Raw genomic sequence first — 21,445 nt, forward strand, 5'->3', positions numbered from 1 at the left:
CTTTCGTGAATTTCGATTCGGAAGGCAATCTATATTTTGAAGATGCCCAGAAGATTCGAAAATTGACCACGGATGGTCAGATCGTTACATTGGCGGGACAAGGTACTATGGATATACAAGGGATTGGTCCGGCAACTTCGGCACAGCTGGATCATCCCGAGGATGTAGTTGTCGATGCCAATAATAACCTCTACATATCGGATCCGGGGAATCATCGGGTCATGGAGGTTTATGCGACGAATGGAAGAATGATTCAATATGCAGGAACAGAAATTCAAGGGGACACCCAGGTGACGTACGCAAGAGCCTCTCATTTCAATCGTCCGAGCGGACTGGCCGTCCGAGGCGTTGGATCTTTATATATTGCCGATTCTCTTAATCATCGGGTTCGTTCTACCGTCCCGGTAGCTTATGGCGCCATGATGACCTCAAGTTATGGCGCCGGGAACGGTACTTCGGGCTTTAGCGGAGACGGCGGATATAGCATGGCTGGGCAGTTGAACTCGCCTTCCGGAATGGCCATTGACCCTACATCGTCTTCGCAGGATTATTATATTGCGGATACGGTCAATAACCGCATTCGCAAAGTAACAGGTAATACGAGCAATATAATGACTTATGCCGGCAACGGGACGGCAGGATATACAGGCGACGGCGGGAGCAGGGCGGGAGCGCAATTGAATGCTCCTCGCGGAGTGGCTGTCGACAGCCAGGGGAACGTATATATTGCCGATACGGGCAACCATGTAGTTCGGAAAGTGGCGAAAGCGACGGGAATCATCACAACCTTCGCCGGGAGTGGCGAACAAGGGTACAACGGAGACGGCGGTCAGGCTTCTTCGGCTCAGTTGAGCAGCCCTTGGGATTTGGCTTTTGACAAATATGACAATCTCTATATCACGGACACAGGCAATCACGCGATTCGCAGAGTGGATCTAAATGGTTCAATCATGACCGTAGCCGGCAACGGCGAGGCAGGCTTCAGCGGAGAAGGTACTTCAGCGTTGACTGCGAAATTGAACAGTCCGACAGGTATTTTCGTCACAAGCAAGGGCGAAATCTATATTGCAGATCGCGATAACAATCGGGTTCGCAAGGTTGTCCAGCAGACAATAGCCAAAGCGAGCGCTAGTATTACCTCGCACATAACGGGGAATGCGCAGAGCGTTGCCGTAACCGTCAATACGTTCGGAGTGGTAGACGGATCAGCTGTCACCGTTCAACTCGTGGATGGCAAAGGTAATGCTGTTGCAGATGTTAAGGGTACAGGTTCGATCGCAAACAATTCGGCAGTTGTCAATGTCACGATTCCTGCGGCGGTGAACGGCGGCCAGTATCGGTTCAAAGTTCAAGTCTCGGGTTTAGCCGAAGAGAAAAGAATCGACTACCGTATCAAATTATTCCCTGCCGATCATGCCGACTTGCACGATCTTGCGGTGAACGGCGCCACTATAGCCGGATTTGCTAAGGATACGCTGGAGTATGATGTGGAATTGCCCTTTGGCACGATAGAAGCGCCGACAGTGACTGCCGCTTCCGAAGCCGAAGATGCGAGCGCCGTCGTCACTCCAGCCGTCAGCTTGCCGGGTACAACGACGATCGTCGTCACCGCGGAGGATGGAACGACGACCAAGACGTATCACGTGAACTTTACGCTAGCGCTCAATCCAGCTAAAGCTATAACTGGTTTCGTCTTCGACGGCTTGAGTCCAACCGTAGAGGGAACGGTTGACGAGGCTACGAAAACCGTTGCGGTTACAGTTCCATACGGAACGGACGTTACAAATATCTCTCCGACAATCGTTCATACGGGGGCCACCTTATCTCCGGAAAACGGCGTAACGCAAGACTTCTCCAGCCCGGTGACCTACACGGTAACGGCAGCTGACGGAAGCACGGCAAACTATGTTGTAACTGTCACGATCGGGGATCCATCTACCAACGCCGACTTAAGTAATCTAACGGTTGATGGAATAACTATTAACGACTTTGCTTCGGATACGACTACTTATGATGTCGTATTGCCGTACGGAACGACCGAGGTACCGATCGTAGATGTAACGGTTCACGATAAGGGGAAAGCGAATGCCGTTGTTGCCCCAGCTACGGATCTGCCGGGCACAACGATGATCGTCGTTACCGCAGAGGATGGAACGACGACCAAGACGTACCAGTTGAATTTTACGGTCGCTTTGAATACGGCTAAAGAAATAACCGGATTTCGCTTTGACAGCTTTAATCCAACCGTAACGGGAACAGTATACGAAGATGCAAGAACCATTACGATCATAGTTCCTTATGGAACGGACCTTACAAATCTGTCGCCAACAATTATTCATACGGGAGCAACCTTGTCTCCGGCAAGCGGCGAGGCGCAAGACTTTCTACCCCAGTGACCTATACGGTAACGGCAGCTAACGGAAGCACGGCCGATTACGTCGTGACCGTCACAATCGGAGATCCTTCCAGCGATGCAGATTTGAGCCATCTTACGCTGTCCGCCGGAAGCCTTACGCCTAAGTTCATAGCTTACGGGACAGATTACGCCGCAACCGTAAGCAATGCAACGTCCAGCGTTACGGTTACGCCTACCACATCTCATGCTCACGCCAGCGTTGTCGTGAATGGACAGCTTGTCCATAGCGGAGCAGCTAGCCAAGTGATCCCGCTGGCAGTTGGGACAAACATGATCACAATCATCGTTACAGCTGAGGACGGGATAACGACTCAAACCTACACCGTAATGGTGACGCGTCAAGCGGCTTCCGGCAGCGGATCGTCCGGATCATCGTCTCCAACTCATACAACTACGACAGAAATCATAACAGTCGATGTAACTGCAGGCGACAAAGGGGGCGTGTATAAAACCATAATCGAACGCACCACCAATTCGGATGGAACGAAGAGCGACCACGTAACCCTTTTGCCAGAGAAAGCGAAAGAAGCTATAGACAAAACAAAAGCTGCAGGCGCCGATACGGTGCGTATCCTCATTCCCGACACCAAAAATGAGGTGAAGGAAGTTCGCGTAGATTTGCCTTCTCAGGCCATTCGAACGATAGCGGACAGCGGGTTGGCTCTACAAATTGATACGGACAACGGTATCATCACGATTCCGAACGGTTCCTTGCAAGATATGAATTCTGATCTTTATTTTCACATTGTGCCTATTAAACAAGAAACCGAGCGCAAGCAAGTGGAAGAGAGAGCGAAGAAAGAGCAAGTCGTTCGAGAAGCGTTAGGCGATGGCAGCGTAAAAATTGTAGGCCGTCCGATGACCATCGAGACGAATATGAGCAGTCATAAAGTTCAAATTACACTGCCGATAGATCGTTCGCTGCTCCCGCAGGATGCGAAGGACAAAGAAACGTTTTTGGAGAACCTGGTCATTTTCATTGAGCATAGCGACGGAGAGAAAGCTCTCGTTCGATCGGTTCTGGGCGATTACCCGGATGGAAGACTGGGCTTAACCTTTACGATTGAGAAATTCAGTACATTTACGATTCTTAATATGGACAATTGGTCCAAGTATATAGCTGCGGGGCAAACAGACGCCAATGGATCACATAAAGCCTATATCAACGGATATCCGGATCACACCTTCAAGCCTGCAAACTCGCTTACTAGAGCAGAGATAGCTGCGATCCTGTCTCGCATACTTGAAGCTCCGCAAGCGAAAGCCGATATTTCTTACCCTGATGTATCTCAGAAGCATTGGGCCAATGACGTTATTGCTCAAGCGAGTCAGACCGGGCTGATGAAAGGATATCCGGATGGCAGCTTTAATCCCGATGGAGTGATTACACGGGCAGAAATGGCGGCTATCTTGGCAAGATGGATGCAACTAAACGGAACACCAGATCAGAGCTTTACAGATGTGCAAGGTCACTGGGCGGAGCAGGTTATTGCTCAAGTGAACCAGGCTGGGTACATGACCGGTTATCCGAATGGCAGCTTCCAGCCAGACAAAGCGTTAACACGGGCCGAGGCTGTGGCGATAATCAACAGAGTAATTAAACGCGGGCCTCTCTACGGAACAACGTTCAAATCTTGGTCAGACGTTGCGGACGATCATTGGGCATTGAATGAGATCGAAGAAGCTTCACTAGATCATCGCTATGTCGCTCGTCCGGAAGGCGGGGAAGAACAAACGAAATAAAAATGGTGATGTTGTGGGTCTAAAGGACGAGCTTGTTCTACTAATAACACACGGTTTGCCCATTCTATTCTTCACATATATGGCAACGGATGTGTTACTACGCAACAAGAGAAAAACAGAGAATGTGCTGCTATGCCTTATCTGCCTATGCTACCTTCTTCTTTTCGCCGAAGAATATGTTAGGAACCAGGTCAGTATCGAATATAGCCGGTTGCTCTCTTCCGTCTGGTTTAGCAGCACAGGAATATTAATTCCTGGTCTCTGCTTTCATTTTCTGTTCAAATTGACTCGCTTGGAAGCGAGCATGCCAAGGATTGTTTATCCTTATATATTCTATCTACCACTGCTCCTTATCATCGTTAGCTTTGTAACAGGTGCGGAATTGATCTCGGCACAGCAATTTTATGAGTTAGGCATGTGGAAGTTGCCCGTCTATAACACAAGATATTACCTGACGTTGACGATCGCCGTCATAACAGAAATTCTATTTCTCATTCCTCTATTTATTGCCAAGCAGAGGGCAGATACGGATGAGCAAAAGTCGATCTACCATTTATTAATTATCGGAATTATAGCTTCTATAATCTTGAATTGCGTATTGGGCTATATCAACTACGGCGGGAATATGCCTCCATATCCCTACATATATAATGGAATTATATGGTGTTACCTTTTGCGCCATACGATGCATAGGCATGACTTCCTTAGCTATTACGATAAACGGTATGAGAAGCTATTCCATCTGAACCCCGATCCGATCGTACTTATCGATCTTGAAGGAAAGATTAAGGAGGCCAACTCTGGAGCAATTAACTTATTGGGGGCACATACGATAAGTTCGACCCCTATTTTCAATCTATTAAGTGATCGGATCAAGGAACAAATACATGACAGGAAGGTAATCTATCATTATGAAACTAAGCTCCTGTTAGAAAACAAACAACCCCTTCTACAAATCGATGGAGACTATGTATCAGTGGATAATGAGTTGCATGTCCTCTTGATTCTCCGGAATATTACGATGCAGAAGAAGTATCAGGAAGAAATTCAATTTCTGGCCTTTCATGACCCGCTTACTCGAATTCCGAATCGGAGATTATTTCATAAGAAATTAAACGAGGCCCTATCGGAAGCGCAGCAGAGCAACGAAACACTGGCTCTGCTGCTTATCGATCTTGATCAAATGAAGTGGTTAAACGATAATTGGGGACATTTGGCCGGGGATGAAGTGCTAATACAAGCAGCCCGCATTATTGGTGATAAAGCTACTCCATACGGAATGGCTGCAAGAATGGGCGGGGATGAATTTATAATGTATGCCCGTCATTCGCCATCAGAATACCAAATTCAGGCGATAATAAGCGAGATGCAACTTGCCCTTACTCAATATATGAAAAAATTCTTCGGAGAAACATCTGTTGGAATGAGTATCGGTGTAAGCTATTACCCTGCTGACGGTACTGATGGACAAACCCTAATCAACATAGCTGATAAAGCTATGTATCAAATGAAGAAAAGCCGTTAACGGCGTACAGCCCTCCTCTATATCGATTCCAATGTAGAGCAGACATGATCATATTGAGAAAATAATAAGGCGCATGAGCTGATAGAACAGCTTCATGCGCCTATATGTTAGCCGCTGCTATACGCGGCTGAGTATACTTATTATCTATCACCAAGCCCGGATTCGATCTCTGAATCGGACGGCTTATCCGTCAGCTTACAGTTAAATGTCTGCAGCTTGCCATCGCGATAAAAAGTGATCTCTAGCGTATCTCCGACCTTCTTCTGGTCGTACAAATACTTGCGAAGTTCCCGTGTCGAAGCGACGGGTTCTTTATCCAGTTGCACGATAACGTCGTTGAGCTGCAATCCCGCTAATTTACCTGGACCATGCGCTTCTAGTACGATGACCCCAGACGTAATATTCTGCGGTAACTTCAACTGCTTGCGCTGTTCAGCATCAATTGGAGCATAAGGATTATCAAGATCTAGCGTATATACCCCGAGATATGGACGGATAACCTTGCCATACTGCATAATACCGTCCACCGTCTTCATCACATCATTTACCGGAATAGCAAAACCGAGACCTTCCACGCCCGTATCGGAAATCTTCATCGTATTAATCCCAATCAGACGGCCCTTTAAATCCACCAATGCACCACCGCTGTTGCCCTCATTGATCGCAGCATCGATCTGAATAACTTTCTGTTCCCAATCATAGACCCCATCCTGGTTAAGCGATATGGGAATCAGACGGCTCGTATAACTAATGATCCCCGACGTCAATGTCCCCCCAAGTCCGAGCGGATTTCCGACGGCAATGACCGTCTCACCGGCCCGCAGTTTATCGGAATCGCCAAGATCAATCACTGAGCTAATCCCTTTGGCATCTATACTCAGCACAGCTATATCATTAATGGAATCCTGACCAACAATCTCCGCCTCTCGCGACACACCGTCGCTGGACACGACCTCTAGATCATCCGCCCCGCTAATCACATGACTATTCGTAATAATATAAGCCTTGCCGTCTTCTTGCTTGAAGATCACCCGGACCCCAGTGCTGCATCCTCATTAAATTTTCTACTGAATTCGTTATGATTCAGAATGCTTACCACACTCGGAGCCACTTTAGCGGCTGCTATGCTAATCCGGTTGAACGGATCGCTTGGATCCTCGCCAGTACTAACCGTATTGATTAAATCCACAGGGGTCTTCACGGGGTGAAAGCCGAAAAAAACACTAAACAGCATCACTACAAAGGTTGCGCTAAGCAAAGAGGAGATCAATGAGACTTGCCAGGTGGATAAGCCCTTCTTCCTTTGCTTCGGCGCCCTCCAGCCTTGCTCCTGTTTCGGTGATCTACGCAAATGCCGTCTAGATATCTTTGTGGAGTAAAAATCATCATCGAACAATCCCATCAAGTCTCCCCCTCCATGACTCTGCCCTAGGTATATGTATATTTCTCATCCAGTTCTTCGGCTGGTCAATCCCATCAGAGTCGTAAGTTCCCCTTCAAACTGTATGCCGGTACAGCAAAGCCATATGACCACACAATTACCAATTTATTTGACGTCAACATCGACCTATAAGTTTCATCTCCTGAAGCCAATTTCTAATCTTTTTGGGCTGATCAGGAATGTTTGTCCCAAATCTGGACTACACTACTTCTAAGCGATAGTTTTATAGAATCTAGCCTATAGTTTTATTCTATCATATCCTAAGCTATACCGGATGGGACTATAGTATTTTCCAATCAGGGAAATTTCGCTAGTAATCGCTTACAAAATAACTTTTTTCTGTTCTCTACTACTGCTACCAATTTAATCTGATATACAAATATCTCTAAAGGAGCAATACGCCTATGAATTCCAATTCCTTCTCTCCATTACAAGAAGTCCATATGCTGGCCAAGTTAGCCGACATAAAAGAAGAGCATTACCATCAACTGGTAACGCTCAGCGCAATAATAGAACTATTAATCGAGAAAGGGATGATTACCCGGGCCGAAATTGAGGCAAAAGCAGTCGAGCTGAATTCTTTTATAAGTCAGCCACCGTATCCCACGGTGTAGGTCGATCAAAATAAGTGTCGCATAATTTAAATTCGCTGTCCTTATAGAAGCAGCCGCGGTCCTCCATGGCGCCCCGCACCGACATTCTAGCCAGATCCGGTATGTTATGCTCACGGCTCAAATGAGCAAGATAGATCCGCTTGATCCTTCCGCTCAGAATCTCGCTCATCAATTCGCCTGTCGCTTCATTGGACAAATGACCCATATCGCCGAGAATACGCCGTTTGATATTCCACGGATATCGTCCCATACGCAGCATCTCGATATCATGATTCGCTTCCAGCACAATGACATCGGAATCGGCTATCGACATTTTCACTTTATCGCTGGCATAGCCTAGATCCGTACATACGCTTAGCTTCTCCTTACCGTCATAGAAGCAGTAAGCTACAGGCTCAGCGGCGTCATGTGAAATGCCGAAGGATTCCACCCTAAGTGAACCGAAATCCCGAGTCTCACCCGTCCCGAGGATTCGACGGTTCTCTTCGGCAATCTTGCCGACTGCCTTCTCCATCGCTCCCCAAGTCTTCTCATTTGCATAGATGGGGAGGTTATATTTCCTCGCAACCGCTCCAAGTCCTTTAATATGATCCGAATGCTCATGCGTTACCAGGATTCCCTGGATCTCTTCACCAGAGACCCCACGTTCCCCAGCAGCTCATCAATACGCTTTGCGCTAAATCCGGCATCGATCATCAATGTCGTCTCTCCATTAGCAACCAGTGTCGCATTCCCCGTTGATCCGCTTGATAATACTGAAAATCGTAGACCCATTTCCCCATTACTCCTTCGCTTTCTCTGTATTCGGACTGATGACGTCCCCGCTGATTCCCTGCACGTAATACTCTTTGCCGCTCTCCAGAATAAACCGCCAAGCCGGCGATGCAGGAAGGTGGGCATCCGAATTGAACACCTCGCCATAATAACCAAGCTCTATCTCTGTAACGACCGCACCATCCGGAAGGAAGTTCTCGATCAAATTACCAAGAGCTTTAGAAGCGGATAATACCCGTTGCTCCTTCTCATCCCCCGGATCGCTGATCTCAATCTTAGGTTGTGTATACGATATAATTTTCTGCTCGCTGTAATAAAGCGTAAGATTAATCTTGAATAGTGGCCATTTACCATCGACCAGAGGGTGCAGTATGAATTCTCCAGCCCGGCTGGCCGCTTCATCATACCGGTATTCCCCGATATCGGGGATACTTCCCTTCAATGCGTTAACCAATTCCTTACTCGTAAAGATCAGCTTGCTATCTACAGGAGACTCTAGATCAATCATCCGGTCGTTCTGATCCCCGTCTAAAAAGCGATAAGAGATCTTCGGCAACGCAGGCGTATCTCCCGGAATTTTCGCCAGAATCTTGATCCCCTTCTCATCCATCGCCTTCTGAATGTTGCTCTCCAGTGAAGTGAAGTCCAGATTGGAATCCGCCTGCTCCTGCAGATCATTCCATAGCTGATAACCAAGTACCAGATTTAGCAGCAAAAAAGCATAGATCAACACATTCTTCGCACGGCTCCAATCCATCCTTCAGCCTCCTTTCCAATCTCCACACGTACATTAAATCATTAAGCTGTAGATTGGTTTTCTCACGACACTTTAGCCCTTATGGCAGAATTCTCGTGGCCCCGTTCTGCAACTCAGCAACCCACATCGGTGTCAACTTGAGCCCCTCCTCACCAAGCGAAGGGAGATAAGCAGGATACAAGCGCTTGATAACGGATTCTCGGCTTAACAGTTCAAGCTTCTTCCGCAGTTCTTCCCGCCTGCTAGCTGTACAACCTTCTTATCCGAGCCCTCCCCGATCGAATAGATCAGTGACCGCTCATAACCCATAATTGTCCCTTGGCGAAGTTCAAGCGAGATAACGCCGTAGCGGAAGGTCGATTGATCAATGATTGGGAACGCGCCATACTGTCCAGAACCATAATACTGCTGGAAAACAACCGACTGTGATTCCATGCTGGCCCCTTCATTCTGATCCAACCGATATTTCCCGTTCCAGCCTCCATGTTGATTGACGAAATCGACAGCAGACAGCGCATTCCGACCTGGACTGCTCTCACCAGCTACAGCCGCCGCTGCAGGGTCCGTATAATTGATCCAATTACGGCCCTGACGCACCTGCAAGCTCCGCCTACCGTCCGTATAAATCTCCGATCCATCCTTCTCGCGAATATAGCGGGTAATACTTGGATCAAAGAACAGACTGCTCTGCATCTGCTCTGTAGAGAACAATCCTACGGGCAGTGTCGTCTCGACCATTTCAATCGGCTGCTCCGGAATGTAATATCCTTTCTCCATCGTATAAGAGATCCAATCCTTGCCGAAATCAGCCTGTTGCTTCACGTCCTGTACCGTCAAATCGGCCTTGGTCGCTTCATAGACGACATCACCCCGTGAACTGAAGAAGAATACTCTTACCTGATCCTCCGTCTCGGTGCTGTAAATCAAGAGCCGGCTTATGCTCTCACCTTCGAACAGCGGATCTTTGGCAATCTGCATCACCTTCTGCAGAAGCTCCACCGGAACTCCTTTGCCGAAATCCAGTTCAAGCCCGACCTGATCGCCGCGAATTTCCGACCAATTGATGTTCTGTACGGGATAACGTTGGAACCCGTCGAACTGCCGACCCTTCAACCGAGAGTAGATCAGGTTATAGAATGTCGATTCTGGATAAAAGACCGTATGGCGATTATTGCCCAAATGAACGGTAATCTGTGAAGGATAGAGCAGTTCATCGGCTTCCAATTCCGTCCCCATATTCTCGGTCTTCACATAATCATTTGCCGTCTTCACAACCGGATCGCTGCCCGGTAGACGATAAATTAAGAAATAACTCTGGATCAAACTGCAGACAACAAGCAAAACAAGTGCCAGTGATTTTATATTTTCCCTCATGGCATCCTGCCCCTTGTTCCTGCAGCGGCAGTGTGAAGGTCACTTTCGTCCCTTTGCCCAGCTCCGATTGCAGCCAGATCGTTCCACCATGCGCTTTAACAATTTCCCGGGCAATGGACAAACCGAGGCCTGTACCGCCCATATTTCTTGAACGGGCCTTGTCTACCCGATAGAAACGCTCGAAGATTCGCTCCTGATCCTTCTTCGGAATCCCCATCCCGTTATCTTGTACGGATATGGCCAGCATTCCATCATGCATGTCCCTTGCTTCAAGAGAGAGCGTCCCGCCCTCCGGCGTATACTTGAGTGCATTAGAGATCAGATTGTCCAATACCTGGTCGATCTGATCTCGGTCAATCCATACAGTGCCTACACCGTTGTCTGCACTCAAGTTAGGCTTAATCCCCTTCTCCTGCATCTGGAACGAGAAACGGTCAGCAACTTCCTCCAACATATCCATCACATTCATCGGACGCTTGCGCAGTTCAGCCTCCTTCGAATCGAGCCGCGATAAATGCAGCAGATCCGTAACGAGCCGGATCATCCGTTCCGTCTGGTTCTGGATTACCGAAGCGAACTTTGGACCAAGCTCCGCATCCTGCATAGCGCCATCCTCCAGCGCCTCCGTATAGCTCTTGATCGTTGTTAGCGGTGTACGCAGCTCATGAGACACGTTGGCTACGAATTCACGACGTGATGCTTCCAGCTTCTCCTGCTCGGTCACGTCCTGTAACACCGCAATCGTACCGACAATCCCGATCTCGCGGCGATGAATCGGCGTGAAAGTCACTCGAATCATGAACTCATCGCCCTCAAAAGTCTCATTCTCCAACAAAGTAGAATGCATTGTTCCCTGAGCCAGAATGGCCTGCTCTTCCTCTGTAAGATGAAGCAGCTCCATAATATCCATATTGCCTGCCAGCTCTTCATCAACCATAAGCATCTCGCTTGCACGTCTGTTCATGAGAATCACCTTATTATTCTCATCCGTGGCGATAACACCATCGCTCATATTGGTCAAAATCGAAGCCAACTTTTCCTTCTCCTCTTCGTTCTGAGCGAGTGCATCACTCAGCCTGCTCGTCATGTAATTGAACGCCTTGCTGAGCTGGCCAATCTCATCACTACCGAATTCGGGCATCTTCTGGTGGAACCGTCCTCCGCCACAGCCGTCGCACGCCGCGTCAGTTCCTTGATCGGCGCAGTGATCGTATGCGCGAGAATGACTCCCAGTACGGCTGTCAGTCCCAGTGCCAGCAATATTCCGGATATAAAAATATTGTTAATCCGCTCCATCGTCGCATATAACTCGCTCATCGAGGCAGCGATATAGATCGCTCCAACGATCTTGCCGTCGCTGACTACGGGCTTGGCTACGACCTTCTTGCGGATGTTGTCATCATCGATAATATACTCCTCATTGTCACGGATACCCTGTAGTGCACGGCTGACCACCGTCTGTGTGTTCTTTGTGCCGACATAATCAGCATGCGACGGCTTAGAGGTCGTCAGTACTTTGCCACTGGCATCGAGCACCTGAATCTCCGCTCCATTGATCGTGAACAGGTTATTGACCAATACACGCAGATTTTCCATCGACTCTTCCGCCGACTCCCCGACAACGCCCAAATTCTGTGCCGCCAGTACGGAGAGTAACTCCGCCCGCTCCTGCAATTCCTTCGTAAAATTGCTGGTTAACGAGGTCTTCATTGCGCTCACAAAATAAACCCCGATCAGCTGCATGGCAATCAAGATCAACAGCACATAAATAATGATCAGCTTTACTTGGAGCGTCCGAAAGAAAGCGGGCAACCGCATCTAAAAACCACCCACCTTGGAACTGCGCATCATATACCCCAGCCCGCGCCGTGTCAATATATATTCCGGCTTGCTCGGATCCTTCTCGATCTTCTCCCGTAATCGGCGGATCGTCACGTCCACAGTCCGCACATCACCGAAGTATTCATATCCCCATACCGCTTGCAGTAGATGTTCACGGGTCATCACCTTGCCTGTATTCCTCACCAAATAATAGAGTAGCTCGAACTCTCGATGCGTCAGATCAAGAGGCTCCCCATTCTTATATACCGTGTACATATTCGTATCAATAAACAATTCGAACAAGCTGACTCCCTGCCGTTCATCCGGCTCTTCTAACGCAGCTGGTTTCTGCTGCCGGCGCATTTGTACCTTTACCCGGGCTAGCAGCTCCCGCGTACCGAAGGGCTTGGTCACATAATCATCCGCGCCAAGCTCAAGGCCCAGCACTTTATCAATTTCTCCGTCCTTAGCAGTCAGCATGATGATCGGAGTTTCCAGCTTGGCCCGGACCTCCTTGCAGACATCCATCCCGTCCTTACCAGGCAGCATCAGGTCAAGCAGAATCAGATCGGGTTGCTCCGAGAACGCAAGCTCAACAGCAGTGATACCATCGAAAGCGAGTATAACCTCATACCCTTCTTCTCCAGATTAAATTTTAGAATATCCGCAATCGGCTGTTCGTCATCAACTACGAGAATTTTCCCTTGCATAGCATCATTCACCCCATACCTTCTGGCTTGACCAATCTCTTATTATCTTACCATATCAGACAATCCTCTTCATAACCTATAGTTATTTCTTAACCTCACCGGGACATAAAAAGGACCCGGTCTAATCATCGACCAGGTCCTTAGTCAGGCTATCATATCAATTGTCATAATTGCGATATTATAAAAACTTCAATGGATTCTGCAAGCTGCCATTCTTATGAATTTCAAAGTGAAGATGGGTTCCCGTAGAACGTCCGGTATTGCCCATAACTCCGATCTTCGAACCTTTTTCCACAACTTGTCCCTTCTTTACGCTGATCTTACTCAAATGACCGTACAGCGTCTGATATCCATTCTTATGATCCACGATAATACAGTTACCATACCCTGATTTCTGGCCAGCAAAGCTAATCACACCATCGTCGGCAGCCATAATCGTCTTATTGCTGGCTACAAGGTCAACGCCCTTATGCATTTTGCCCCAGCGCTTTCCGAAGCTGCTGGATAAGCGGGCTCCCGATACCGGCCAAGCGAAATCACCAGATCCTTCGCCAAGAACAACCTTCGTACCCTTCACAACGATCTTCGGTGAAGACTCCTTCGTTACCGTTTGTCCAAGCCATTCCTCAGCAATCACTTCACCATTTTCTTTCGTGATTCGGTACTCCACTGTCTTAAGACCACTGGAGCCTTCGGCAATCACCTTCGACTCCCCGGAGCGCATGCTATCGCTCTTGCGAATCTCGATCTGCGGCTCAGTTTCGATCTCCTCAGATACATGTTCTACAGTACGAACTGTAAGCGACGGCTGCACCGTCTTAATATTTAGGACCTCACCAATTTGCATGGTGAACTCTTTGATCTCAGGATTGTTTACCTTCAATTCATGTTGAGTGATCGCAAATTTCTTGGCGATCGAAGAGATCGTGTCACCCTCTCGAACCTCATAAGTGATCGCCGACTCGTCACCCTTCAGGATTCGCTCAATGGCCTTATCTACATCCATGACCTTGTTCGGATCTGTCTTCGTAGCAATCCTAGCAACATCCTCTTTGATCTTCACCGATTCAATCGTAGTTCCATGACTATCTGTTGCTTCTGCACTCGTCTGCTGGATACCGCCCGTCTTCTTAACCTTGGCCGCGAATCCTTGTACAGCTTGCATCTGCGGTGCATATTTACCCTGCAACTTGCTCAGCACCTCATCCGCCGTAGCCTGATCCTTCACGATCCCAATCAATTTGCCATCGACTCTTAGCTCGACACCCTTAGCATAACCCTTGAGCATGCCGCCCAGCTTCGCAAGTGTCTGTTCCGAATCGACTTCGGCTTTATACGATTTCTCCATCTCCGTAGTGATGCCATCTGTATATAATCCCATTTCAGCCTGGGGATATTTCTTATTTAATTCTTGTTCTTTCTGTTGGTACAGAGTCTGTAATTGTCCTTCATCCGAAATCGTACCAATCTCCTGCCCGTTTACATACACCCGGTAATAAGGCACCATATTTGCTTCAACATATTGCTGACCTGCAAAATAGACAGTACCCGCAAGTACGACAGTCGCGATCGCGCTAACCGCTATAATACGGGTCTTTCTACGGCGGCCCGTGGCAGCCGGAATGGCCTCGTGGTGCTCGGACATCTCTTGATCGTTTTCCGGGCGGCTGTTCATGGATGCATCTTCAGACTTCTTGCGCCATAGCTGCCACCGATTTCCCCTGAAACCTATCATATTGATCTCCTTTTCCATATCGACTATGTAAGACTACAGTTTAAATAGTTTCAAAATTTTAACCTTTTACAACTATTTAATACTTTATCACAGCCAGGTAAGGGATTTCAACTAGAGTAAAAAACGAAAAAACCCGCTTGTAGTGCGGGTTTGCGATGTATTTCATGTAATTGGATGGTCTAGTATATAATTTACATTTTTGCTAATATTGGCGACAATCTTTAAAAACGCTTAACAATACGTGTTCAAAAAGTTCGGTTCTTAGCACCGAAGCTTATGCTTCCGACGTGCTTTTTTGAGAACGCTACGACTACCTCTATAAGAACTCATTTTTTTAATATATTCATCATCTTAGTATACTCCGCCTTATCCAAATACTTGGATAAGATCTGCTCGATCTCTATCATTTCCGTCTCCGTTAACCCATCCTCCATCGCTTCGGTCAGTTTCTGCATCTCCTCCTGAGGCAGCTTCGTCATGAGAATCTTGAACACTTCCTCCTTCTCCTGATTAGGAAGCTCATCCTTCCTCGCTATCAGATCATCCGGTGTGACCAGTACCTGACCCTGCTGTTCTGATGCATTTTGCCCAGCCTGAGAGGATATCCCCCCATCGCCGAAACCGAATCCTCTGGTGCTTGCCCATCCTCTTGACCGGTCCCAGCAGGCTTATCATTTCCAACTGTTCCGTCAGAACCTACCGCATTCGTATCGGATCCCACACCATCGCTTGAACTAGTATCGCTACCCGTCTCTGAAAGAGATCCCAATCCTCCTGTATCCGCTGTTCTATCCGGCAACCCATCCTCCGTCCCCGTCTTATCAGCCACCTTGTTCCCGGTCTTGCCTCCGAAACCTAGTATTCCTTTGACCATACCACCCAAAGTCGGCGTCTCCCCGGTGATCGGTATATTATAACTGCCCAGCAATGACTGAATATACGAATTGACTACATAGCCTGTCGTCATTACTGTAAGCAAGCTAATGACAATTGCTGTAATGGACAGCTTGAACAGCCTCCACATCCACTTCATTCGATTTCCTCCTTCTAGTCAGCCTATCGATCTATGTATCTTCCGGCATTCTATCAACAGTATGGACGACAGATGTGGAGTTCAACCTCATTTAAGCCAAAAAGCCGCTTCAAGAGCGGCTAAATCCTCTCTTGAAGCGGCTTTTCTTATCATCGTACTCTCTAATTCAAATTATTCGTAAATCGGTAATACTTGATTCGTCTGGCTGCGGTTGCGACCAACAGAGAAGATCGCAATCGGAATTCCTGTTAGCTCGGATACACGCTGTACATAATTGCGGGCGTTCTCCGGCAAATCAGCAAGTGTCTTCGCTTCGGAAATATCCTCAGACCAACCTGGGAGCTCCTCATAGATCGCTTCACATTCTGCCAGCATCTTCAAACTAGCCGGATAATGTGTGATAACTTCTCCACGGTATTTGTAGCCCGTGCAGATCTTGACCGTCTTCAGTCCAGTCAAGACGTCGATCGAGTTAAGCGACAGACCCGTCAACCCGCTAACGCGGCGAGCATGACGCACAACCACGCTATCGAACCAGCCAACACGGCGTGGACGGCCGGTAACCGTACCATATTCATGACCAGTCTCACGGATGGTATCGCCGATTTCATCATTAAGCTCGGTCGGGAACGGTCCATCCCCTACACGAGTCGTATAAGATTTGGCTACACCGATGACTTGGTCAATCCGCGAAGGACCTACACCAGAACCGATACATACGCCACCCGCGGACGGATTGGACGATGTAACGAACGGATAAGTACCTTGGTCAATATCAAGCATAACGCCTTGTGCCCCTTCAAAAAGCACCTTTTTCTGTGCATCGATTGCATCGTTAAGCACGACAGAAGTGTCAATCACATAAGGGCGAACCAATTCAGCATATTCAAGATATTGCTTCAGCACCTCTTCTACATCAAGTGGCTCTGCTCCATAGACCTGCTGAATGATTTGATTCTTCTCCTTCATCAAATGACGAAGTTTCGTCTCAAACTCCTCAGCATCCATCAGATCCGCGATCCGGATCCCGTTCCGCGCAGCCTTGTCCATATAAGCCGGACCGATTCCTTTACGAGTCGTACCGATCTTGTTCGGACCCTTACGATCCTCTTCAAGTGCATCAAGGAGCAAATGATATGGCATAATGACATGAGCACGGTCACTGATCACCAAGTTCTTCGTGCTGAAGCCATTCTCATGGATATAATTAATTTCTTCCAGTAAGGCAGCCGGGTTAACTACCATCCCGTTACCGATGACGCATTTCTTATCTTCATAGAAGACACCCGACGGAATTAGGCTGAGTTTGTACTTCTTACCGTCAATCAGGATCGTGTGACCGGCATTGTTACCGCCTTGATAACGGGCCACCACATCTGCGCTTTCCGCCAGATAATCCGTGATTTTACCTTTGCCTTCGTCTCCCCATTGGGTTCCAACAACGACTACCGTTGACATGTACATTCCCCCGCCTGGTGCTATAATTGCACCAATTAATAAAATTGATGAGTGGAGCGCCGATTATTACGTTCGCCCCAACCTCTAAGACTTCCTACTGAACAACCACAAATAGCGCTGCTCCCGAGCAGCAATACAAGTTTAACAGCCTCATTTTTCAAAGTCAAATAAAAAACGAACAATCAAACGGACAGCCGTGGGATTGTTCGGAATTATGGAAGATGTTCTCTATTCGTATTGTAGTATACCCGAGTAGCGAACTGTTTATCCGGCAAACGCATCAGTATGCGCGCGCTCATAGTTCGCAAATTTATTATAATTTTTCAGGAAGACCAGCTCGACGGTACCAACAGGGCCGTTCCGCTGCTTAGCGATAATAATTTCAATAATGTTCTTTTTCTCTGTCTCCTGATTATAGTAATCATCACGGTATAAGAAAGCGACGATATCCGCGTCCTGCTCGATGGAACCGGATTCCCGAAGGTCAGACATCATCGGGCGCTTGTCCTGACGTTGCTCTACACCCCGGCTAAGCTGAGACAGTGCAATAACCGGCACTTCCAGCTCCCGCGCGATTTGCTTCAGGGTACGAGAAATTTCTGATACCTCCTGCTGGCGGTTCTCGCCAGCTTTGCCCGTCCGTGAATGAGCTGAAGATAATCGATCACGATCATTCCAAGCCCCTTTTCCTTCTTGAGACGGCGGCATTTAGCGCGAATATCAGCAACGGTTACCCCAGGGGTATCGTCAATATATATCTCTGCCTCCGACAAAGCAGCAATGCCCATCGTCAGCTTGGCCCAGTCATCATCACTCTTGAATTCACCCGTTCTCATTACACTAGCGTCCAAATTGGCTTCAGCACAAATCATCCGCTGTACGAGCTGAGCGGCCGACATTTCCAGACTGAAGATCGCTACGGTCTCTTGGCCCTAACCGCCACGTTCTGAGCAATATTCAGCGCGAAGGCCGTCTTACCGACGGAAGGACGGGCTGCTACGATAATAAGGTCATTTCGTTGGAAGCCGGCTGTCATCTTATCGAGATCAACGAATCCGGAAGGAATCCCCGTCGTATTCCCCTTATTCTGATGCAGCTCTTCGACACGCTCGAATACTTCCATCACAACATCGCGGATGGCGATGAACCCGCTGCCGGAGCGGCGGTTCGATATTTCCAGAATACGACGCTCGGCATCGCTTAATAGGGAGGAGACATCCTCTCCACCGGTATATCCCTCGCTCACGATCTGAGTTGCCGTCCGGATCAGACGCCGGAGCATCGACTTCTCTTCAATAATCTGCGCATAATATTCCACATTTGCGGCCGTAGGAACAGCATGAGCCAGCTTAGCCAGATAACTGACACCGCCGGTATCCTCTAGTTCACCCCGGTCTTGTAAGCGCGAAGTCAGCGTAACAAGGTCGATAGGTTGGCCTTCTTCGCCAAGCTGCACCATCGCTTCAAAGATCAATTGGTGGGGCTTGTCATAGAAATCCTCGGTCCTCACTCGCTCCATCGCGGTGATTAGCGCTTCAGATTGAAGCAAGATCGCTCCGAGCACGGCCTGTTCCGCCTCAAGATTTTGCGGGGGTATCCGGTCGTAAAACAGATCTGTGCTACTCATTTTATTCCTCCGTTACATGTACCTTGAATGTTGCCTTCACTTCATGATGAAGCTTCACACTAACTTGAGTTACGCCGAGCGTACGGATCGGCTCGTCCATTTCGATCTTGCGCTTATCAATTTTCACACCAGCCTTGCCCATTGCTTCAGCCACTTGCTTGCTCGTAATCGCACCGAACAAGCGGCCGCCTTCACCCGCCTTGGCTTGAAGCTCAATCGTCATCTCTTCCAGCTTCTTGCCTAGGTTAATTGCATCCTGCTTCTCCTGGTCCTTACGCTTCTGTTCAGCCGCAGTCTGATGTTCTAATGTTTTCACATTGCCCTCGGTTGCTGGGCGAACCAGCCCACGCGGCATCAGAAAGTTTGATGCGTATCCTTCCGAGACTTCCTTAATTTCCCCTTTTTTACCTTGACCCTTAACATCTTTCAAGAAGATAACTTTCATTCGAATAACCCCTCTTCCTTATCTATTTGCTCCAGTACCTCTAGCAGTCTCTTCTCTGCATCAGCCTGGGTGCCCTCTAATTGTGCTGCGGCGTTTGTTAAATGTCCGCCGCCTCCAAGCCGCTCCATGACGACCTGGACATTCATGCTCCCGAGTGAACGGGCGCTAATTCCTATCAACCCATCTGGGCGCTCGCTAATGACAAAAGAGGCGAGCACAGTGGTCATATTCAATAGCGTATCGGCCACCTGAGCGATTAGCATCTGTGGGATCTTACGATTTGGCTCCGTGACAGCCAGTGCAATATGACCGTAGATGATTTGAGCATGCTTGATAATGTCCGCCTTAGCGATGTACTCCTGCAGATCTTCCTTCAGGAGCCGCTGCACCATGACTGTATCGGCCCCCATACGCCGCAGGAAGGCTGCAGCCTCAAAAGTTCGAGAACCGGTATGAAGTGCAAAATGCTTCGTATCCACCGTGATCCCGGCCAGTAAAGACGTGGCCTCTAGCGGACTAAGCTCGACCTTCTCATGAATATACTGAATCAACTCCGTCACCAACTCCGAGGCTGAGGAAGCATAAGGCTCCAGATACACCAATACAGCGTCATTAATAAACTCTTCACCACGGCGATGGTGATCCACGACAACCACACGTTTCGCTGCGCTCACAAGTCGTGGTTCCATCGTCAGGGACGGCTTATGCGTATCAACCAGAATCAACAGCGTATTCGGCGTCATCATGCCCATCGCCTGTTCCGGACTGACGAAGCGCCTTAATAATGTGTCTTCCTGTTCAATGCGATCCAAGAGACGCTTAATGCTCGGGTTCGGCCCATCGAGCACGATGTGAGCCTCGACATTGAACATATCGGCGGCCTTTAACACACCGATAGAGGCACCAATCACGTCAAAGTCAGGGACGCGATGGCCCATAATGATGACACGATCACTCTCTTGCATCAGATCGCGGAGCGCATGCGCGATGACGCGAGCTCGAACGCGCGTCCGCTTCTCTACGGCGCCTGTCTTACCGCCGTAGAAGGACATGCGTTGACCCGCCTTCACAGCGGCTTGGTCACCCCCTCGGCCGAGAGCCATATCCAGACTGGACTGGGCTAATTCGCCCAGTTCGCTCAGGCTCTCGGTGCCGAAGGCCAGGCCGATGCTCAGCGTCATCGGCACCTTGAGGTCCGCTGTCATCTCGCGGACCTCATCCAGGATCACGAACCTGCTCTGTTCGAGCTGGCCTAGCGACTTCTGATTCATAATCATCAGATAACGTTCAGAAGATAACCGCCGCAGATAGAGGCGATATTGCTTCGCCCAATCGGTAATCGATGTTGCTACGCGGGCGATCAATGCTGTCCGCTGCTGATCGTCCATCCCTTGTGCAGCTTCATCCAGATTATCGAGCATCACAATCCCAAGCGCGACCTTCTCATTCTCATACCGCTCGCGCAGTACAGCAAGCTCGGTCATATCATGAATATATATCAACCGTTCATCGGCATCGATTGTCATCTCATAGTACCGCTCATTGACGATGACTTCTACCATAGACTTACCGTTCCCATGATCATGAACGAGCTGCGGCAGCGGCGGCAATAACTCTGATAAGGGGATTCCGACTACACTCCCCCGCCCGAACATTCCGCTTACAAAGCGGTTATGCCATTCAACGGTACGATCCTCGCCATAGAGTAGAAGGCCAAACGGTAAGCGACTCACCGCTTCGCCTTCTACTCGCTTGATCCGGTAAGTCAGATCCGTTACATACTTCACCAGTTCCTTGCGGAAGCGCCGCTCTGCTTGCAGCATAACATAGGCTAAACCACCAACGAAGCAAAGACTGACCAGACCGAGGATCCAGTTGTAATAGGAGACAAATATGACCAACAGCAGCTCGAGCATAAATACCCATACCGTCTGATAACCATACCATCGTTTTTGCAGAAGATTAGGCATTC

General features: G+C 48.6%; 12 protein-coding genes and 5 pseudogenes. 4 read left to right on the plus strand and 13 right to left on the minus strand.

Features of this window, described 5'->3' with window-relative positions; translation table 11 throughout:
* The first annotated feature begins 5 nt into the window (after nucleotides 1–5).
* Genes RE628_RS28690 through RE628_RS28700 form a run of 3 tightly spaced genes read left to right on the plus strand, consistent with a single transcriptional unit; the run spans nucleotide 6 to nucleotide 5,684 of the window.
* Entirely contained in the window at nucleotides 6–2,396 is a 2,391-nt protein-coding gene (locus tag RE628_RS28690; RefSeq protein ID WP_309156748.1) for an SGBP N-terminal domain-containing protein, read from the plus strand.
* On the plus strand, nucleotides 2,393–4,159 hold the full coding sequence (locus tag RE628_RS28695) for an S-layer homology domain-containing protein (protein ID WP_309156750.1): 1,767 nt from the start codon (nucleotides 2,393–2,395) through the stop codon (nucleotides 4,157–4,159). The genes RE628_RS28690 and RE628_RS28695 overlap by 4 nt, the downstream gene beginning before the upstream one ends.
* On the plus strand, nucleotides 4,119–5,684 hold the full coding sequence (locus RE628_RS28700) for a sensor domain-containing diguanylate cyclase (protein WP_309156751.1): 1,566 nt from the start codon (nucleotides 4,119–4,121) through the stop codon (nucleotides 5,682–5,684). Before RE628_RS28695 ends, RE628_RS28700 begins: the two co-directional genes overlap by 41 nt.
* A 140-nt stretch (nucleotides 5,685–5,824) precedes the next feature.
* Here RE628_RS28700 and RE628_RS28705 read toward each other — a convergent pair.
* Nucleotides 5,825–7,086 (minus strand): annotated as a pseudogene (locus RE628_RS28705) (S1C family serine protease).
* Between the two features lie 443 nt (nucleotides 7,087–7,529).
* Here RE628_RS28705 and RE628_RS28710 point away from each other — a divergent pair.
* On the plus strand, nucleotides 7,530–7,739 hold the full coding sequence (locus RE628_RS28710; RefSeq protein ID WP_309156752.1) for a hypothetical protein: 210 nt from the start codon (nucleotides 7,530–7,532) through the stop codon (nucleotides 7,737–7,739).
* Here RE628_RS28710 and RE628_RS28715 read toward each other — a convergent pair.
* The 12 genes and pseudogenes from RE628_RS28715 to RE628_RS28770 all read right to left on the minus strand — a co-directional run bounded on the left by RE628_RS28715 (nucleotide 7,708) and on the right by RE628_RS28770 (nucleotide 21,443).
* Nucleotides 7,708–8,513 (minus strand): annotated as a pseudogene (locus tag RE628_RS28715) (MBL fold metallo-hydrolase). The gene RE628_RS28710 and the pseudogene RE628_RS28715 sit on opposite strands and share 32 nt — an antisense overlap.
* A 7-nt stretch (nucleotides 8,514–8,520) precedes the next feature.
* Nucleotides 8,521–9,270 (minus strand): two-component system regulatory protein YycI, encoded by a 750-nt coding sequence (gene yycI / locus RE628_RS28720; protein ID WP_309156753.1) that lies wholly within the window; start codon nucleotides 9,268–9,270, stop codon nucleotides 8,521–8,523.
* A gap of 204 nt (nucleotides 9,271–9,474) precedes the next feature.
* Entirely contained in the window at nucleotides 9,475–10,644 is a 1,170-nt protein-coding gene (locus RE628_RS28725; RefSeq protein WP_309156754.1) for a YycH family regulatory protein, read from the minus strand.
* Nucleotides 10,645–10,654: 10 nt separating this feature from the next.
* Nucleotides 10,655–12,462 (minus strand): annotated as a pseudogene (gene walK, locus RE628_RS28730) (cell wall metabolism sensor histidine kinase WalK); the annotation flags it as partial.
* A pseudogene (gene yycF, locus RE628_RS28735) lies at nucleotides 12,463–13,175 on the minus strand (response regulator YycF).
* Nucleotides 13,176–13,353: 178 nt separating this feature from the next.
* Nucleotides 13,354–14,910 carry a peptidoglycan DD-metalloendopeptidase family protein gene (locus RE628_RS28740; RefSeq protein ID WP_309156755.1) on the minus strand — a complete coding sequence of 519 codons (1,557 nt, stop codon included), beginning with the start codon at nucleotides 14,908–14,910 and terminating at the stop codon, nucleotides 13,354–13,356.
* A gap of 326 nt (nucleotides 14,911–15,236) precedes the next feature.
* Entirely contained in the window at nucleotides 15,237–15,404 is a 168-nt protein-coding gene (locus RE628_RS28745) for a hypothetical protein (RefSeq protein WP_309156756.1), read from the minus strand.
* 41 nt (nucleotides 15,405–15,445) lie between these two features.
* The gene (locus RE628_RS28750; protein WP_309156757.1) at nucleotides 15,446–15,943 is read right to left on the minus strand and encodes a hypothetical protein; all 498 of its coding nucleotides are present in this window, start codon (nucleotides 15,941–15,943) and stop codon (nucleotides 15,446–15,448) included.
* Nucleotides 15,944–16,114: 171 nt separating this feature from the next.
* A complete protein-coding gene (locus tag RE628_RS28755; protein ID WP_309156758.1) occupies nucleotides 16,115–17,401 on the minus strand; it encodes an adenylosuccinate synthase in 1,287 nt (428 codons plus the stop codon).
* 264 nt (nucleotides 17,402–17,665) lie between these two features.
* Nucleotides 17,666–19,028 (minus strand): annotated as a pseudogene (gene dnaB, locus RE628_RS28760) (replicative DNA helicase).
* Nucleotide 19,029: 1 nt separating this feature from the next.
* Entirely contained in the window at nucleotides 19,030–19,473 is a 444-nt protein-coding gene (rplI, locus tag RE628_RS28765) for a 50S ribosomal protein L9 (RefSeq protein WP_309156759.1), read from the minus strand.
* Nucleotides 19,470–21,443, minus strand: a complete 1,974-nt coding sequence (locus RE628_RS28770; protein ID WP_309156760.1) for a DHH family phosphoesterase — start codon at nucleotides 21,441–21,443, stop codon at nucleotides 19,470–19,472. The genes rplI and RE628_RS28770 overlap by 4 nt, the downstream gene beginning before the upstream one ends.
* Nucleotides 21,444–21,445: the final 2 nt, after the last annotated feature.

It is taken from the genome of Paenibacillus sp. D2_2 (genome assembly GCF_031199965.1).
GTDB lineage: Bacteria > Bacillota > Bacilli > Paenibacillales > Paenibacillaceae > Fontibacillus.

Coding starts and splice junctions, on each gene's coding strand:
- RE628_RS28700 (WP_309156751.1), top strand. CDS start 4,119: ATGTCGCTCGTCCGGAAGGCGGGGAAGAACAAACGAAATAAAAATGGT.
- RE628_RS28710 (WP_309156752.1), top strand. CDS start 7,530: ATGAATTCCAATTCCTTCTCTCCATTACAAGAAGTCCATATGCTGGCC.
- yycI (WP_309156753.1), bottom strand. CDS start 9,270: ATGGATTGGAGCCGTGCGAAGAATGTGTTGATCTATGCTTTTTTGCTG.
- RE628_RS28725 (WP_309156754.1), bottom strand. CDS start 10,644: ATGAGGGAAAATATAAAATCACTGGCACTTGTTTTGCTTGTTGTCTGC.
- RE628_RS28740 (WP_309156755.1), bottom strand. CDS start 14,910: ATGATAGGTTTCAGGGGAAATCGGTGGCAGCTATGGCGCAAGAAGTCT.
- RE628_RS28750 (WP_309156757.1), bottom strand. CDS start 15,943: ATGAAGTGGATGTGGAGGCTGTTCAAGCTGTCCATTACAGCAATTGTC.
- RE628_RS28755 (WP_309156758.1), bottom strand. CDS start 17,401: ATGTCAACGGTAGTCGTTGTTGGAACCCAATGGGGAGACGAAGGCAAA.
- rplI (WP_309156759.1), bottom strand. CDS start 19,473: ATGAAAGTTATCTTCTTGAAAGATGTTAAGGGTCAAGGTAAAAAAGGG.
- RE628_RS28770 (WP_309156760.1), bottom strand. CDS start 21,443: ATGCCTAATCTTCTGCAAAAACGATGGTATGGTTATCAGACGGTATGG.